The sequence below is a fragment of the Isoptericola sp. AK164 genome (assembly GCF_029643425.1).
GTDB lineage: Bacteria > Actinomycetota > Actinomycetes > Actinomycetales > Cellulomonadaceae > Isoptericola > Isoptericola haloaureus.
The window spans coordinates 3154074-3170881 of sequence record NZ_CP119106.1 but is presented as its reverse complement, the minus strand read 5'-3'; the positions used below and the strand labels follow the sequence as shown (position 1 = coordinate 3170881).

At 73.3% G+C, this 16808-nt stretch carries 15 protein-coding genes, 1 rRNA gene and 1 riboswitch; of the genes, 12 read left to right on the top strand and 4 right to left on the bottom strand.

All coding sequences use genetic code 11. The features are described from left to right. The first annotated feature begins 10 nt into the window (after nt 1-10). Nucleotides 11-127 (top strand): 5S ribosomal RNA (rrf, locus tag PO879_RS14595). A 349-nt stretch (nt 128-476) separates the two neighbouring features. Beyond that, a complete protein-coding gene (locus PO879_RS14590; RefSeq protein ID WP_278235588.1) occupies nt 477-1178 on the top strand; it encodes a PAS domain-containing protein in 702 nt (233 codons plus the stop codon). 69 nt (nt 1179-1247) lie between these two features. On the opposite strand, the gene PO879_RS14585 is transcribed toward PO879_RS14590, so the two are convergent. Further along, nucleotides 1248-1532 (bottom strand): DUF4235 domain-containing protein, encoded by a 285-nt coding sequence (locus PO879_RS14585; RefSeq protein ID WP_278235587.1) that lies wholly within the window; start codon nt 1530-1532, stop codon nt 1248-1250. Nucleotides 1533-1641: 109 nt separating this feature from the next. Further along, a riboswitch (TPP riboswitch) is annotated at nt 1642-1745 on the top strand. A 56-nt stretch (nt 1746-1801) separates the two neighbouring features. Here PO879_RS14585 and PO879_RS14580 point away from each other — a divergent pair. From PO879_RS14580 to PO879_RS14570, 3 genes are all read left to right on the top strand, one after another. Further along, nucleotides 1802-2905 (top strand): thiamine ABC transporter substrate-binding protein, encoded by a 1104-nt coding sequence (locus PO879_RS14580; RefSeq protein WP_278235586.1) that lies wholly within the window; start codon nt 1802-1804, stop codon nt 2903-2905. 65 nt (nt 2906-2970) lie between these two features. Further along, complete coding sequence (locus PO879_RS14575) at nt 2971-4638, top strand: iron ABC transporter permease (RefSeq protein WP_278237559.1); 1668 nt, start codon at nt 2971-2973, stop codon at nt 4636-4638. After that, nucleotides 4638-5384 (top strand): ABC transporter ATP-binding protein, encoded by a 747-nt coding sequence (locus PO879_RS14570; RefSeq protein WP_347568603.1) that lies wholly within the window; start codon nt 4638-4640, stop codon nt 5382-5384. Before PO879_RS14575 ends, PO879_RS14570 begins: the two co-directional genes overlap by 1 nt. A gap of 12 nt (nt 5385-5396) precedes the next feature. On the opposite strand, the gene PO879_RS14565 is transcribed toward PO879_RS14570, so the two are convergent. Together PO879_RS14565 and pgi are read right to left on the bottom strand one after the other, a co-directional pair. Then, nucleotides 5397-6506 carry a PrsW family intramembrane metalloprotease gene (locus tag PO879_RS14565; protein ID WP_278235585.1) on the bottom strand — a complete coding sequence of 370 codons (1110 nt, stop codon included), beginning with the start codon at nt 6504-6506 and terminating at the stop codon, nt 5397-5399. A 25-nt stretch (nt 6507-6531) separates the two neighbouring features. After that, complete coding sequence (gene pgi, locus PO879_RS14560; RefSeq protein WP_278235584.1) at nt 6532-8241, bottom strand: glucose-6-phosphate isomerase; 1710 nt, start codon at nt 8239-8241, stop codon at nt 6532-6534. Between the two features lie 162 nt (nt 8242-8403). On the opposite strand from pgi, the gene PO879_RS14555 reads away from it, so the two are divergent. The 6 genes from PO879_RS14555 to PO879_RS14530 all read left to right on the top strand — a co-directional run bounded on the left by PO879_RS14555 (nt 8404) and on the right by PO879_RS14530 (nt 13739). Continuing rightward, complete coding sequence (locus tag PO879_RS14555; protein WP_278235583.1) at nt 8404-8889, top strand: DUF1269 domain-containing protein; 486 nt, start codon at nt 8404-8406, stop codon at nt 8887-8889. Between the two features lie 172 nt (nt 8890-9061). Further along, nucleotides 9062-9712 (top strand): hypothetical protein, encoded by a 651-nt coding sequence (locus PO879_RS14550; protein ID WP_278235582.1) that lies wholly within the window; start codon nt 9062-9064, stop codon nt 9710-9712. 203 nt (nt 9713-9915) lie between these two features. Further along, nucleotides 9916-10314, top strand: a complete 399-nt coding sequence (locus tag PO879_RS14545) for a hypothetical protein (protein ID WP_278235581.1) — start codon at nt 9916-9918, stop codon at nt 10312-10314. Between the two features lie 79 nt (nt 10315-10393). Then, entirely contained in the window at nt 10394-11605 is a 1212-nt protein-coding gene (locus PO879_RS14540) for a phosphotransferase (protein WP_278235580.1), read from the top strand. Further along, nucleotides 11602-13086, top strand: coding sequence for a HAMP domain-containing sensor histidine kinase (locus PO879_RS14535; RefSeq protein WP_278235579.1), 1485 nt, complete (start codon nt 11602-11604; stop codon nt 13084-13086). Before PO879_RS14540 ends, PO879_RS14535 begins: the two co-directional genes overlap by 4 nt. Next, the gene (locus PO879_RS14530) at nt 13083-13739 is read left to right on the top strand and encodes a response regulator transcription factor (protein ID WP_278235578.1); all 657 of its coding nucleotides are present in this window, start codon (nt 13083-13085) and stop codon (nt 13737-13739) included. The genes PO879_RS14535 and PO879_RS14530 overlap by 4 nt, the downstream gene beginning before the upstream one ends. A gap of 491 nt (nt 13740-14230) precedes the next feature. On the opposite strand, the gene PO879_RS14525 is transcribed toward PO879_RS14530, so the two are convergent. After that, nucleotides 14231-15235, bottom strand: a complete 1005-nt coding sequence (locus tag PO879_RS14525; protein WP_278235577.1) for a LacI family DNA-binding transcriptional regulator — start codon at nt 15233-15235, stop codon at nt 14231-14233. Nucleotides 15236-15473: 238 nt separating this feature from the next. Here PO879_RS14525 and PO879_RS14520 point away from each other — a divergent pair, with 238 nt between their 5' ends. Then, entirely contained in the window at nt 15474-16808 is a 1335-nt protein-coding gene (locus PO879_RS14520; RefSeq protein WP_278235576.1) for an extracellular solute-binding protein, read from the top strand.

The following is a 16808-nucleotide window of genomic DNA, read 5'->3' as shown; positions in this document are numbered from 1 at the left end:
TCGATACTGTTACGGCGGTCACAGCGAAGGGGAAACGCCCGGTCCCATACCGAACCCGGAAGCTCAGCCCTTCAGCGCCGATGGTACTGCCCTGGAGACGGGGTGGGAGAGTAGGACGCCGCCGGACACCCTTCACAGCAGGCCCCCAACCCCTCGCGGGTTGGGGGCCTGACTGCTTTCCCCCCCACCACACGCCCACCGCGCCACCCGGCCGGCCTGACACCGCCGACGTCCGCGCCGGGCAGGGTTCGTCCTACGTCCCGTCGAGGGCGGCAGCGCACCAGGACCGAGGGCGTTCCGTCCTGGTGCGGGGTACGCGGGACGTGCACACCATGAGGGCGGGTGAGCGAGCGGGTGAAGACATCCGCCCAGGTGGCGGTCGTCACTCGGGGGAGTACGGTGGCCCCACCGGCCCCGGTCCGGTCCGGGGACAGTCGGGAGGAGATCCGATGAGCTCGCCGTCGTCGTCGCGGACCATGAGGGGCTCTGCGCTCTCGAGCGTCACCGACGCCCTGTCCACCGGTACCCAGCTCGTCGTGGGCCGCTATCGGATCGACGCACCGTCGGGGGCGGTCTGGTGGTCGGACGAGGTCTATCGCATGTACGGCTGCGAACCGGGCGAGATCACTCCCACCGTGGACCTCATCCGTGCACGCACCCATCCGGACGACCGCGCGCGCGTGTCCCGGACCGCCATCGTCTCCCTGCGCGCCGGTCGCCCGTTCAGCAGTGCGCACCGCATCATCGACCCGCACGGCAAGGCGCGCACCGTCGTCATCACGGGCCGGGGGCAGGTCGCCGACGACGGCACGATCGCGCAGGTGGGCGGCTACGTCCTCGACGTGAGCCCGGTCGCCCGCGAGACCTTGGAGCGCGAGACGCACCGCGCCGTCGGGCGGGCCATGGTCTCGGCCGCCGCCGTCGAGCAGGTCAAGGGGTCGTTGATGGTCGTGCGGGGCGTCGACGAGTCGGCGGCCGCCGAGCAGATCAGCGAGGTCGCGGCACGCGCCGGGATTCCGGTACAGGCGGCGGCAGCACAGGTCGTCACCGCGCTCCGGTCCGCGACCGGCGAGCCCGACGACCGTCTGCGGACCGCCCTGGAGTCCGTGCACAGCGTGGACCGGCCGCACGGGCACGAGGCCCAGCTGGCGCGCCGGCGTCAGAGCAGCTCGCGCTGACCGCACGCCGGACGGCCCGGACGGCGCGGGCCGCCGGTCCCGGACCTGTCGCGTCCGGTGTCGATCGCGTCAGACCGTCGAGACCTGGTGCGCGCGCCGGTCGACGGCCTTGGCGACGCCCTGGCGGGCGAGCCGCCTCGCGAGCACCGCGGCGCCACCGGTGACGGCGGCGAACGTGATGGCCTGGAGGATCGGGATGTCGTCCGCGTCGAGGTCGATGGGCGCGTCCTTGCCCGTGGACTTCTCCCAGATCGTCTTGATGAGCTTCTGGGCCACCCAACCGGCAGCGAGCGTCGCCGCCATCGTCCCGACCTTGACGGCCAGCGTCGGCTCGGTGCTCTCGGACTGTTCCACGGGTCCTCCTGTCGATCGGTGCGCCGGGTGGTGCGTGACGGCCGTCTCACGGCGGGCGTCCGCACCACGAACGCCACCACCGTAGCGCGCTCACGGTGTGTAGGCTCGGAGGGAACGACAGGGGAGCGCCACCGGCGCTGAGAGTGCGGACCACCGCAGACCCTCGAACCTGATCCGGTTAGCACCGGTGGAGGAAGTCGGGCTTCTCGATCCCGTCGCATCGGACCCCCGATCGGCGGACCCCCTTCTCGCACGTCTGAGGAGGACAGATGAATCGTCGTACCCGTCGCACGCTGGCGACCACCGCCGTCGTCGCCCTGCTGCCCGCGCTGGCGGCCTGCACGGGCGAGGACACGCCGGGCGAGGCGCAGAGCTCGCCCACGACGTCCGCGAGCGAGAGCGGCACCCCGGAGCTGTCCGGCACCGTCACGCTCGTCACCCACGACTCCTTCGCCCTGAGCGAGGGTCTGCTGGAGTCCTTCGAGTCCGAGACGGGCCTCACGGTCGAGCAGGCCGCCGCCGGTGACGCCGGCACCCTGGTCAACCAGCTCGTCCTGACGGCCGACAGCCCGCTCGGCGACGTCGTCTACGGGGTCGACAACACGTTCGCCTCGCGCGCCGTCGAGGCCGGCGTGTTCGAGCCGTACACCCCGGACGAGCTCGACCCGTCCGTCACCGACCTCGTCGACCCGGCGCTCGAGGGCCTCACCCCGATCGACAAGGGCGACGTCTGCCTCAACGTCGACACCACCTGGTTCGAGGACGAGGGGGTCGAGCCGCCGAGCACGCTCGAGGACCTCACCGACCCGGCCTACGAGGACCTCACGGTCGTGACGAACCCGGCGACCTCGTCGCCCGGGTTCGCGTTCCTGCTCGCCACCGTCGACGCCTTCGGCGAGGACGGCTGGGAGCAGTACTGGGCCGACCTCGCCGACAACGGCCTCAAGGTCACCGACGGCTGGTCGGACGCCTACTACGTCGACTTCTCCGGCGCCGGGGAGGGCGGTGAGCGGCCGATCGTGCTGTCGTACGCGACCTCGCCCGCGTTCACGGTCACCGAGGACGGCAGCGAGACCACGACGGCGGCGCTGCTGGACACCTGCTTCCGCCAGGTCGAGTACGCGGGCGTCCTGGCCGGGACCGACAACCCGGACGGTGCCCGCGCCCTGGTGGACTTCCTCGCCTCCGCGGAGGTGCAGGCCGACGTCCCGCCGAACATGTACATGTACCCGGCCGACGACACCGTCGAGCTGCCGGCCGAGTGGGAGCAGTTCGCCCCGTTGGCCGAGGACCCGTTCGACGTCGCGCCGGCCGAGATCGACGCGCACCGCGACGAGTGGATCGAGCAGTGGACGGCGACGGTCATCGGGTGACGTCCCCCGCCAGCGGCGGGGCGTCCGTGCGGGCGCCCCGCCGTCGACCGGCCCCGGGGACCTGGCTGTGGTGGGCCCTCGCCGCAGGGCTGCCCCTGCTGTTCCTCGGGGTCTTCTTCGCGTGGCCCGTCGCGGCCCTGGTCGTCCAGGGCTTCTTCGCCGACGACGGCGGCACGCGGGTGCTCGACCTGTCCGGGTTCGGGGAGGTCCTGTCCCAGCCGCGCACGTGGCGCGTGGTGGGCCAGACGCTGGCGCAGGCGACCGTCGGCACCGCCCTGGCCGTCCTGCTCGGGCTGCCCGGCGCCTACGTGCTGTACCGGTGCCGGTTCCCCGGCCGGACGCTGGTCCGCGGGCTGGTGACCGTGCCGTTCGTGCTGCCGACCGTCGTCGTCGGCGTGGCCTTCCGGGCGCTGTTCGCCCCTGGGGGCACGTTCGGCTGGCTCGGCGTCGAGGAGTCGTTCGCCGGGGTCGTGATCGCCCTGGTGTTCTTCAACTACGCCGTCGTGGTGCGCACGGTCGGCGGGCTCTGGGAACGGCTCGATCCGCGTGCCGAGCAGGCGGCCCGCTCCCTCGGCGCCAGCCCCTGGCGGGCGTTCCGCACGGTGACGCTGCCCGCCCTCGGGCCCGCGATCGCGTCCGCGGCCGCCGTGGTGTTCCTGTTCTGCGCGACGGCGTTCGGCGTCGTCCTCGTCCTCGGCGGGATGCGCTACGGCACGATCGAGACCGAGATCTGGATCCGCACCACCCAGTTCCTCGACCTGCGCGCGGCCGCGGTGCTCAGCATCCTGCAGCTCGTCGTCGTCACCGGGGCGTTGCTGGTCAGTGCCCGGCTGCGCGCCCGGCGCGAACGCGCCCTGCACCTGAGCAGCGACCGCTCCGCCGCTCACCGGTTCTCCTGGCGCCGGGCCTCCGACGCCGTGCCGGCCCTGGCGACGCTCGTCGTGGTCGGCCTGCTGGTCGTGACGCCGCTGGCGGGTCTGGTGGCCCGTTCGCTGCGCGCCCCGGACGGTAGCTGGGGGCTGGACAACTACGTCGCGCTGGGGACGACCGGCGGCCGCAACGCGCTGTCGGTGACGGTGTGGGAGGCGACGGCGAACTCGTTGCGCACCGCCGCCGTCGCGGCCGTCATCGCCGTCGTCGTCGGCGGGCTGGTCGCCCTCGTCGTCTCGCGCCGGCCCCGCTCGCCCGGGCTGCGCCGCGCCGTCGGGACGCTCGACGCCGTGTTCATGCTGCCGCTCGGCGTCTCGGCCGTGACGGTCGGCTTCGGGTTCCTCATCACCCTGGACCGCCCGCTCGGGTTCGACGTCGACCTGCGCACCTCCGGGCTGCTGGTGCCGATCGCCCAGGCCGTCGTGGCGATCCCGCTGGTGGTGCGCACCGTCCTGCCCGTGCTGCGAGCCATCGACCCCCGGCTGCGGGAGGTCGCCGCCACGCTGGGGGCAGCGCCCGGTCGGGTGCTGTGCACCGTCGACGGGCCTCTGACGGCCCGTTCGCTCGGGCTGGCCATCGGGTTCGCGTTCGCTGTGTCGCTGGGCGAGTTCGGCGCGACGTCGTTCCTCGCCCGCCCGGACACCGCGACGCTGCCCGTGGTCATCTACCGGCTCATCGGGCAGCCGGGCGCGGAGAACTACGGCATGGCGCTCGCGGCGTCGGTCGTGCTCGCGGTGCTCACCGCGACGGTCATGATGGTGGCGGAGCGCCTGCGCGGTGACGCGGGCGGAGGGGAGTTCTGATGGCCGGGGCCGAGGGCCTGACCGTGCGCGACGCCGTCGTGCGCTACGAGGGCACGCGCCGCGACGCGGGCACGACGGCGGTCGACCACGTCTCCCTCGACGTCTCCGTGGGGGAGATCGTCGCGCTGCTCGGCCCCAGCGGCTGCGGCAAGTCGTCCCTGCTGCGCGCGGTGGCGGGGCTCGAGCCGCTGGCGGCCGGCACCGTGACGTTCGGCGGGCAGGACCTGGTCCGGGTGCCGGTGCACCGGCGCGGGTTCGGGCTGCTGTTCCAGGACGGCCAGCTGTTCCCGCACCGGGACGTCGGGCGCAACGTCGCCTACGGCCTGGAGATGCAGGGCGTGCCGGCCGCCGAGCAGCGGGCGCGGGTGGCCGAGCTGCTCGAGGACGTCGGGCTCGCCGGCTACGGGCGCCGCGCCGTGGCGACGCTGTCCGGCGGGGAGAAGCAGCGGGTGGCGCTCGCCCGGGCGCTGGCCCCGCGGCCGCGGCTGCTGCTGCTGGACGAGCCGCTGTCCGCCCTGGACCGGCAGCTGCGCGAGAAGCTCGCGATCGACGTGCGCGACACCTTGCGGTCCACGGGCACGACGGCGGTGTTCGTCACGCACGACCACACTGAGGCGTTCACCGTGGCCGACCGCGTCGCCGTCATGGACGCCGGCCGGCTGCTGCAGGTCGACACCCCGGACACCCTGCGGGACCGTCCGGCGACGGACCGGGTGGCGGAGTTCCTGGGGCTGGCCGGCGCCTGACCGGACGCCCGCTCAGCGCACGAAGACGGCGCGCGCGTGCCCCATGAGCAGCAGCAAGGGGTCGCGCCGGGCCACGAACTCGTCGTCGGGCACGAGGCCCAGGCCGTACCGGCGGTGCAGCATCGCCAGCTCGGTCGCGGCCTGCTGGTAGTCCGCCAGCGCGCGGGCCGGGCCGTGGCCTCGGGTGCTGCGCACCTGTTCGCGCGCGAGACGCCGGGTCCGCAACGACGACAGCATGCGGAGGTCACCGGGGGCGACGACGCCGAGCGCGGCGTACTGCGGCAGGTGCTGCTGCACGAGGCCGACGATGCGGCGCCGGTCGCGGTGCAGCACCACACCGAGTCCCACGAGCACCCCGACGCCGAGCAGATAGGCCAGCCCGACGCCGACGAGGCCGGCCGCGGTCGAGGCGTTCCACACGGCGTGCAGCGCGACGGCCCCCGCGAACCCGGCCACGACCGGCAGTACGCGTCGGCCCCGCGGACGCAGCGCCGCCGTCGCGACGCCCACGCCGATCAGTGCCGTGCACAGGGGGTGCAGGAGCGGGGAGACGACGCCGCGCAGGACGAACGTCCACGCCAGGGCGCCCTCCGGGGCGAAGGCGTAGTAGCTGATGTTCTCCACGGTGGCGAACCCGAGCGCGACCATGGACCCGTAGATGATCCCGTCGGTGGGGCCGTTCAGCTCGTGGCGGCGGAACCACAGCAGCCCGACGAGCACCGCGCCCTTGGCCAGCTCCTCGACCACGGGCGCGGTGAGCGACGCCGTGGCGTACAGCCCGAGCTCGGCGCCGAGCATCGGCCGCCACACCAGGTCGAGGCCGGCGGTGTTGACGACGGTCGCGAGCAGGACGGCGACGCCCGCGCCCCAGCCGAACGCGGCGACGAGGGCGTCGGGCGGCTCGGGCTCGAGGCGGTCCAGCGCGAGGATGCCGGCCAGCAGCAGCGGCAGGGGGACGAGCGCCAGCACGACGGCGGTCGCCACGCCGGTCGCGCCGCCGCGCAGCAGGAGCGCCAGCGCCACGAGCAGGCACACCGACGACACGGCGACGGTCACCACCACGCCGACCGAGGGGCGGGCGGTGGGACGTCCCGCGAGGATCGCCCGGGGGTCGAGCGGCACGGACACGGCGCGGCGGCGGCCCGGCTCAGGCGCGGTGGGCGCGGTAGTACTCCACGAGGCGGCGCGTCGAGGCGTCCTGGTCAGCCAGCGCGGCGTCGTCCCCGGACACGGCGGGGGCGACCTCCAGCGCGAGCTTCTTGCCGAGCTCGACGCCCCACTGGTCGAAGGAGTCGATGCCCCACACGACGCCCTCGACGAACGTGATGTGCTCGTACAGCGCGACGAGCTGCCCCAGCACGGACGGCGTGAGCGCGGGCGCCATGATCGACGTCGTGGGCCGGTTGCCGGAGAAGGTGCGGGCGCTGACCAGCTCCTCGGCGGTGCCCTCGGCCCGGACCTCGTCGGCGGTCTTGCCGAAGGCGAGCGCCTTGGTCTGCGCGAAGAAGTTCGCGAGGAACAGCTCGTGCACGTCGGCGCCGGCGGCCACGGCCTTGCCGTCGCCGGCGTCGTCGGTCAGGGGGTAGGCGGGCGTGGCGAAGGCGATGAAGTCCGCGGGGATCGTCCGGGTGCCCTGGTGGATGAGCTGATAGAAGGCGTGCTGGCCGTTGGTGCCCGGCTCGCCCCAGAAGACCTCGCCCGTCTGCGTCGTCACGTCCGAGCCGTCCCAGCGCACCGACTTGCCGTTGGACTCCATCGTGAGCTGCTGCAGGTAGGCGGGGAACCGGTGCAGCTGCTGGGCGTAGGGGAGCACCGCGTGGGTGTGCGCGCCGAGGAAGTTCGTGTACCAGACGTTGAGCAGACCCATCAGCGCGGGCACGTTCTGCTCCAGCGGCGTGCTGCGGAAGTGCTCGTCGACGGCGCGGAAGCCCGCGAGCAGCTCGCGGAAGACGTCCGGGCCGAACGCGACGGCCAGCGACGTGCCGATCGCGGAGTCGACGGAGTAGCGGCCGCCGACCCAGTCCCAGAACCCGAACGCGTTCGCCGGGTCGATGCCGAACGCCTCGACCTTGTCCAGCGCGGTGGAGACGGCCACGAAGTGGGCGCGCACGGCGGCCTGCTGGGCGTCGTGGTCGTCCTCGATGGCGCCGACGGCGTGCAGCCGGTCCCACAACCAGGCGCGGGCCATGCGCGCGTTGGTCAGGGTCTCCAGGGTGCCGAAGGTCTTGGAGGCGACGATGAACAGCGTCGTCTCGGGGTCCAGGTCGGCGGTCTTCTGGGCGAGGTCCGTCGGGTCGATGTTGGACACGAACCGGACCTCGAGGTCCTCGCGGCCGTACGGCTTCAACGCCTCGTAGACCATGACCGGCCCGAGGTCGGAGCCGCCGATGCCGATGTTGACGACCGTGCGCACCGGCTTGCCGGTGATGCCGCTCCACTCGCCGGAGCGCACCTGCTCGGCGAACGCGGCGACCTTCTCGAGCTCGCGGGCGACGTCGACGTCGATCTCCTGACCGTCCACGACGAGTGGCGGCTCGGTGCCGGGCGCGCGGCGCAGGGCGGTGTGCAGCACGGCGCGGTCCTCGGTGACGTTGATGTGCTCGCCGCTGAACATCGCCTCGATGCGATCAGGAAGGTTCACCTCCCGCGCGAGCCGGACCAGCAGCTCGAACGTCTCGTCGGTCGCCAGGTTCTTGGACAGGTCGACCATCAGGTCGCCCGTCGTGTGGCTGAACCGCTCGGCGCGCCCCGGGTCGGTGGCGAACCATCCGCGCAGGTCACCCCGGAACTCCTGGTGGTGGCGCAGCAGCTCGCCCCAGGCGGGCGTGGTGGTGGCGTCGACAGGGGAGGTCGTCATGACGCCTACCGTAGTGACCGCGGGGGCCGCGTGCTCGTGCGGTCCGCACGGTGAGCGCTTACCCGTCCGGTTCGTCCCCTGTGGCGCCCGCCCTGCGCTGGTGCCAGGATCGGAACCGGCCGGGAAAGGGCCCGGTCGTGACGCACGGAGGAAGGACCCCGCATGGCCATGTTCACCGTCTGGAAGTTCGACGATCCGGAGGGCGCCGGCAAGGCCGCCCGCATCGTCAAGGATGCCGCCTCGGAGGGCCTGATCACGCTGGTCGACCACGCGGTCGTCGAGTGGCCCGAGGGCGAGAGCCAACCGAAGACCCACGGGGTGAACGACGACGCCGCGAGGTCCGGGGGCTGGGGCGCGCTGTGGGGCCTCCTGATCGGCGCCCTGTTCTTCATCCCCGTCGTCGGTGCCGTCGCGGGGGCCGCGATCGGCGGGCTCAGCCGCGCGCTGTCGAGCACCGGCATCAAGAAGGACGACCTCGAGCGGATCCGGGCCGAGATCGTGCCCGGGACCTCCGGCCTGTTCCTCATCTCCGAGCAGGGCGACCCGGACCGTTTCCGCGAGCGCCTGCACGGTCTCAAGGCGACCCTGATCAGCTCCAACATGTCGGACGCCGAGACCCGCGAGCTCAAGGAGATGTTCGGTTCCTGATCGGCCCGGCGCGACCGGACGCCCCCGCACCCCTCAGGGTGCGGGGGCGTCCGTCGTCCTGACAGGACGTCGTCGTGGATGAGAACTCTCTCATCGAACGTTCCTGCTCCTCTCATGCCCAGCCCGCACGGTGGTGTCGACCGCAGGACTCGGAGCGAGGTGAGGAGACGACATGAATCCGACCGTGACGAAGCGATGGGCCGTGGGAACCGCCGCCGTGCTGGGAGTCGGCGCCGTGGGTGCCGCAGGGACCGGACTGTTCGGCACGTTGCCGCTCGGTGAGAGCGCCGCAGCGGTGACGATCTCGGCGGCCGACAGGGCCGCGGCCCTCGGCGACGACGGTGACGGCGGGACCAGCAGTGCCGGGGCGCCGCCGTCGCCCGCTGCCACGGACGTGGCCGGATCGGTGACGAGCACGACGTCGGCGCGGTCCGCTCAGTCGGCGCGGTCCGCTCAGTCAGCAGGGGCCGCGACCCAGCGCGCCGGGACGGGGTCGGCTCAGAGCGCCCGCTCCGGGCCCGACGCCCAGAGCGCCCAGAGCGCCCGGTCGGCGCGCAGCGCCGACTCCCCGGCCACCGCGCCGAAGCAGTCCGCGCAGTCGGCACCGTCGGCGGAGTCCGCGGCGCCGGCGCCAGAGGAGCGCTCCGCGCAGTCCGCGCAGTCCGCGCAGTCCGCGCAGTCCGCGCAGGCGGTGCCGTCGGCCGCGTCGGCGGAGTCCCCGGTGTCGGCGGCGGCGTCGCCGGTCCAGTCCGCGCAGAGCGCGGAATCGGCCGAGAGTGCGGAGTCCGCCGACAGCGGCGAGTCGGCCGACTCCGGCGACTGACCGGCGACCAGATCGCCACCGCGGCCCGCGGCCTGCCGACACGGCGGTCGCGGGCCGCCGTCGTCCGGGCAGGAACGCCGGGAGGCCTGCGGCCGGAGTGAGATGAGAGAGCTCTCATCGCCGTCTCCGCAACGTCTCATACCGGGGTTGCAGGATGGGATCGTCCGCAGGAAGCGGGCCGTCCGAACCTCTGAGGAGAAGTCATGAAGCCGTCCGTGAAGAAGCGTTGGATCGTCGTCGGGACCGCCGCCGCCCTGGGCGTCGGCGCCGTCAGTGCTGCTGCCGCCGGCCTGGACGAGCAGGTCGACACCGCCGACAGCGTCGCCGCGGTCACGCTGGCCGACGATCGCGGCGGCGACGACCCGGCGGACGGCTCCTCCGACCCGTCGGGGCCGGCGTCGACGGACGTCACGGACCCCTCGCCGGCGTCCGCCGACTCGGCGACCGCGCAGAGTGCCTCGCCCGCCCCGCAGCAGGCGCAGAGCGCCCAGAGCGCTCAGTCCTCCCAGAGCGCCGAGAGCGCCGAGTCCGCTCAGAGCGCCGAGTCCGCGCAGTCCGCGCAGTCCGCGCAGTCCGCGCAGTCCGCGGACTCCGGCCGCTGAACCCGTGTCCTCCTCGTCCCGTCTCCTGGACCGGCGTGCTGCGCGCGCGCTGAACGCCGGTTCTGGCGAGGATGGTCCGATGGCACAGAACGACCTGGACCTGCTGACGGGCGAGGAGGCGACCGAGCTGCTCGCGACCGCGGTCTCCACCGCGGGCGGAGAGCTCGTCGACTGGTCGGTCCGGCAGGTGGACCACCGCCCGGGCCGTTCGACGACGGTCGCCTACCGCGCGCGGGTGCGCTGGGCGGACGGCACCGACCCGGGACGGGTGCGCACGGAGACGCTCGGGGCCTCCCTCGGGCGCCCGGGGGACCAGCAGGTCCCCGGCGTGCTCACGCTGGACGACGGCGAGCACGCGGTCGCGGTGTGGCGGTTCCCGGGCGACCCGGCGCTGCCGGCGCTGGCGACCGCCTACGACGCCGAGGCGGTGGCGACCCTGCTGGGGGACCTGGGCGTCCCCGAGGTGGCGCGGGGCCCGGTGACGCTGAAGGTGCGGGCGTACCGTCCGACCCGCCGGGCGGTGATCGAGGCCAGCACACCGGGTGCGCGCGTCTTCCTCAAGGTGGTGCGTCCCGAGAAGGTCGACGACCTGCACGCCCGGCACGCGCTCCTGGCCGGCGCGGGACTGCCCGTGCCCAAGCCGTTGGGTCGCAACGCCGACGGCCTGCTGGTCATCGCCCCGCTGACGGGTGAGTCGATGCGGCACGCCGTGCGCGACGGGGGCCCGGTGCCGACCGCCGCCGAGGTGGTCGCGATGCTCGACCGGCTGCCGGACAGCGTCGCCGAGCTGCCGCTGCGCACGTCCTGGAGCGAGAACGCGGGGCACTACGCCTCGGTCATCGCCGCCGCGATGCCCGCGGAGGCGGAGCGCGCCCTGCACCTGGCGGAGACGATCGTGACCCGGATCGCCGACCAGCGGGCCGAGGACCCGACGCACGGTGACCTGTACGAGGCGCAGATCATGCTGGCCGGCGGTCGCATCACGGGGTTGCTGGACGTCGACTCGGCCGGTCCGGGACGGCGGGCCGACGATCTCGCGTGCCTGGTCGCTCACGTCGAGACGCTGTCGCTGCTGCGGGGATGGGACAGCGAGCGCCTGCACGCCCTGGCGATCGAGTACGCGGCCGGGTTCGCCGGCGTCGTGGACCCGGTCGAGCTGTCGGCGCGGGTCGGCGGTGTCCTGCTGTCCCTGGCCACGGGTCCGCACCGGGTCCAGGAGGCCGACTGGCCGCACCAGACCTCTCGCCGTCTGGACGCCGTCGAACGCTGGCTGGGCGGGGTGCCGGGGTGAGCTCCCGCCGTCGCTGGTGGCGGCCGTCGGCGTTGTCGGTGCGCAGCAAGGTCGTGCTGTCGGTGCTGGTGATGTCCGCCCTGGGGATGGCGGTGGCGTGGGTGGTGACGGACGCGATCCAGACGCGCGCCGTGCTCGACCGGATCGACAGCGAGCTCGAGCAGGAGGTGCAGGAGTTCCGGGTGCTCGCCGAGCGGGGCATCGACCCCGACACCGGCGAGGCTTTCACCAGCGTCGAACAGCTGTTGCGGATCGCGATCGAGCGCAACGTGCCCGGCGCCGACGAGATGCTCGTGACCTTCGTCGAGGGCGAGGCGGAGCTCTACTCGCCGTCGTGGGCGGGTGCCGTCCTCGAGGACGCGGAGCTGCAGGAGCTCGTGGACCGCGTCGGGCCGCGGACCCAACGGGTGCTCGAGGACTGGATCGAGACCGATGTCGGGCAGATGCACGTCATCGTCGTGCCGGTGCACGTCGAGGGCAGCGCCGAGTACGGCGCGTACGTGGTCGGGGTGGGCACGGACCGTGCGCTGGCCGCGCAGCGCGAGCTGCGGCAGACCTTCGTGCTCGTCTCGCTCGGCACCCTGGTGCTGGTGGGCGCCGTCGCGTGGTGGGTCGTCGGGCGGCTGCTGCATCCGCTCGAGCTGCTGTCGGCGACGGCGCAGCAGGTCGGAGGGGACGACCTGACCCGGCGGGCACCGGTGCACGGCGAGGACGACGTCGCCACGCTGGGGCGGGCGTTCAACACGATGCTGGACCGGCTCGCCGCCGCCTTCGAGGCCCAGCGGCAGTTCCTGGACGACGCCGGTCACGAGCTGCGCACGCCCCTGACGGTGCTGCGCGGCCACCTGGAGCTGCTGGAGCCCGACGACCCGGCCGACGTAGCCGAGACGCGCGCCCTGCTGCTGGACGAGACACGTCGGATGAGCCGGATCGTCGAGGACCTGGTGCTGCTGGCCAAGTCCGAGCGACCGGACTTCGTCGTGCCCGGCGAGGTGGACCTGGGACCGCTGACCGACGACGTGCTGGACAAGGCCCGGGCGCTGGGCGACCGGACCTGGTTGGTGGACGCCCGGGCGGAGGGGCAGGTGCCCGGCGACGAGCAGCGACTCACCCAGGCCGTGCTCCAGCTCGCCGACAACGCCGTGAAGTTCTCCCGGCCCGGGACCCGGATCGCGGTCGGCAGCGCCGTCGTCGGCTCCACCGCGCGGCTGTGGGTCCGCGACGAGGGGCCGGGGGTGGCGCCGGCCGACCGGGAACGCATCTTCGAGCGGTTCGTGCGGGTCGGCGAGCCGGACGTGCGAGGCTCGGGGCTGGGCCTGGCGATCGTGGCGGCCGTCGCCACCGGGCACGGCGGGACCGTGGCCGCCGGGCCCGGGGTCGCGGCGCACGACGGCGCGGCCGAGCACGGCCTGCAGGTCACCCTGGCCTGGCCGGTGGACGGCGCGACGGACGGCGGGACGGACGAGAGGGCGGACGGGTGAGCAGGATCCTGGTGGCCGAGGACGAGGACCGCATCGCGCAGTTCGTGCGCAAGGGGCTCCGGGCCCACGGGTTCGCCCCGACGGTGGTGTCGGACGGGCTGTCGGCGGTGCAGCACGCCCTCGGCGGCGAGTACGACCTCATGGTGCTCGACATCGGGCTGCCGGAGATCGACGGGTTCGAGGTGCTGTCCCGGCTGCGGGGCGCGGGGTCGTCGATGCCGGTCATCATCCTCACCGCCCGGGACTCCATCACGGACCGGGTCACCGGGCTGGAGGGGGGTGCCGACGACTACATGGCCAAGCCGTTCGGCTTCGAGGAGCTGCTGGCGCGGATCCGGCTGCGGCTGCGGGACCCGGGGCGTGCCGAGCGGGAGGTGCTGGAGCACGGCGGGGTCGGCCTCGATCTCGGCGCGCGGCGCATCACGGTCGACGGGCGCGCCGTCGACCTGTCCGCGCGGGAATTCGCGCTGGCCGAGGTGTTCCTGCGCAACCCGGGCCGGGTGCTCTCGCGCGAGCAGTTGCTGTCCCGGGTGTGGGGCTACGACTTCGACCCGGGCTCGAACGTCGTCGACGTGTACGTGCGCTACCTGCGCCGCAAGATCGGGACGGAGCGCATCGAGACGGTGCGGGGGATGGGCTACCGGCTCGTCTGACTCGCCAGGTAGGCAACTCCTCCGCGAGGTAGGCGTTTTCGCGCCGAGGTAGGCAACTCTTCGCCGACGTAGGCAACCTTGCGGCGAGGTAGGCAAGCCGACCGTGAGGTAGGCGAGCAACGGTTCGTCCGACGTCGGATCTCCCGGAGGGCGGTCCCTCTCGGCCGACGCGGACTCGCCACCCCGGCTACCTGGACCGACGTGGATCGGCCTACGTCGGCCGGAGGTTGCCTACCTCGGCCGGGAGCTGCCTACCTGGGTCCGAGGTTGCCTACCTGGGCCCGAGGTTGCCTACCTGGGTCCGAGGTTGCCTACCTCGGCCGGGAGCTGCCTACCTGGGCCCGAGGTTGCCTACCTGGGTCCGAGGTTGCCTACCTGGGTCCGAGGTTGCCTACCTCGGCCGGGAGCTGCCTACCTGGGCCCGAGGTTGCCTACCTGGGCCGGAGGTTGCCTACTTCGGCCGGAGGTTGCCTACCTCGGCCGGGAGCTGCCTACCTCGGCGAGGGGGCGGGACCCGTGCTGGACCGGACGACGAGCGACGTCGGCAGCCGCAGGTGCTGCTCGCGCGGCGTCCCCTGCAGCAGGTCGAGCACCATGCGCAGCGCCTCGGCGCCCATGCGGTGCAGCGGCTGGGCGACGGTCGTCAGCGGCGGGGTGCACGAGGCGGACTCGGGGATGTCGTCGAACCCGACCACGGACAGGTCCTCCGGGACGCGCAGACCCTTCTCGGCCGCCACCTCCAGCACGTGGATCGCGGACTGGTCGTTGGCCGCGAAGACCGCGGTGGGGCGCTCGCCGGACGGCGGGTCCAGCAGCTCGCGGGCCGGGGCGTCGGCGGTCTCCGGCCAGTAGCCGCCCACCCGGACCCAGTCCGGGTCGACCTCGATCCCGGCCGCCGCGAGGGCCTGCCGGTAGCCGAGCTCGCGCAGCCGGGCGGACTCCAGGTCCGTGCGGCCCCCGAGGTGGGCGATGCGACGGTGGCCGAGCCCGATCAGGTGCTCGACGGCCTCCCGCGCACCGGAGGTGTTGTCGCTGTCGACGGTCGGGGTGCCCTCCGGGCCCGTGTGCGGGTCGATGGCGACGACGGGGATGCCCTGCGCCTCGGTCAGCACCAGGGTCGGGGTGACCACGATCGCGGCGTCGATGAGCGTCCCGGCCAGCCGGGACAGCGACCGGCGCTCCCAGCCCACCATGGACCCGCCGTCGGACCCGCCGGAGTAGGCGAGGAGCTCGTAGCCGGTGCCCTCCACGGCGCTGGAGATCCCCTTGAGCAGCTCGGTGGAGTACGGCTCGAAGCCGGCGACCAGCACCCCGACGACGTTCGTCGACTGCTGCCGCAGGCTGCGGGCGACCAGGGAGGACTCGTACCCCAGCTCGGCGACGACGCCGAGGACCCGCTCCGCGGTGGCGGGGGAGACCCCGTAGCGGTTGTTCACGACCTTGGACACGGTCGCGACGGAGACGCCGGCGGCGCGCGCGACGTCGGAGATCGTCACGCGTCCTGCGGGGGCAGCGGGACGGGTGCTCGGTGTCGGAGGCTCGGCGGCGGTGCTCACAGTCAGACAGTATCCGTCACCGCCGCCGGGGAGACATCGGCGGGACGTCATCACGAAATCGTTATCGAAAACGATTGACGAACGTGACGCCGCTTTGCCAGAGTGGTGCTCGGCCGGGCGGGCACGAGGCGTCGCCCGAGCAGTCGATCCACCGTCGAAGACGACCGAGGGGTTCACGATGACGAGGACAACGCGAGGTGCATCTGCCGTCGCTCTGGGTGCGAGCGTCGCGCTGCTGGCCGGTGCCTGCGCCGGCCAGGGCACGGCCGACCAGGAGTCGACCGACGACGGCGGCTCTGCCGCCGCCTCCGAGGGAGGGGAGGTCACCCTCGAGTGGTGGCACAACTCCAACACCGGTGAGGGCAAGGAGTACTACGACCAGGTCGCTGCCGACTTCTCCGAGGCGAACCCCGGGGTCACCGTCCAGGTCGAGGCCATGCAGCACGAGGACATGGTCACCAAGCTCCAGGCCGCCATGCAGGCCGGGACCGACGTCCCGGACGTCTTCATGAGCCGTGGCGGCGGTGAGCTGCAGAACGACGTCGACGCCGGGCTGCTGCGCGACCTCAGCGACGACGCCGCCGAGACCATCGACACCATCTCGGGCTTCACCGGCCAGTACACGATCGACGACGGCGTCTACGCCCTGCCCTTCTCCATGGGCATCGTCGGGTTCTGGTACAACAAGGACCTCTTCGCCGAGGCCGGCATCGACGACGTCTCCCCGGACCCCACGTTCGAGGAGTTCTCCGGCTACGTCGAGCAGCTCCAGGCGGCGGGGATCGACCCGATCTCCGTCGGGGCCGGGGACAAGTGGCCCGCCGCGCACTACTGGTACTACGGCGTCGTCCGCGAGTGCGAGTTCGACACCGTCGAGGCCGCCATCGAGAGCGGCGACTACTCCGACGAGTGCTTCCTCGCCGCCGGCGAGAACGTCCAGGCGATCCTCGACCAGGAGCCCTTCAACCCGGGCTTCCTGGCCACCGGGGCGCAGGACGGCCCGACGTCCGCGTCCGGCCTGCTCGCCGCCGAGAAGGTGGGCATGGAGCTCGCCGGTCACTGGGAGCCCGGTGTCGTCGGCGGCCTGCGCGAGGACGAGCAGGTGCCCGACTGGATGGGCTGGTTCGCCTTCCCGACCTTCGAGGGCCAGGCCGGCGACCCGGCCGACCAGATGGGCGGTGGCGACGCCTGGGCGGTGTCCGCCGACGCTCCGGACGAGGCGGTCGACTTCGCCGCGTACCTGCTCTCGGACGAGGTCCAGCAGGGCTTCGCCGAGCTCGACATGGGCCTGCCGACGAACCCGGCCGCGACGGACTCCCTGTCCAACGAGACGCTGGCGCAGCTCATCCCCGTCCGCGACGGCGGCGGCGAGACCCAGCTCTACCTGGACACCCGCCTCGGCCAGTCCGTGGGTGGCGCGATGAACGACGAGATCGCCCTGCTGTTCGCCGGCGAGGCCGGCCCGCAGGACGTCGTCGACGCCATCGAAGAAGCCGCGGCGTCGCAGGGGTGA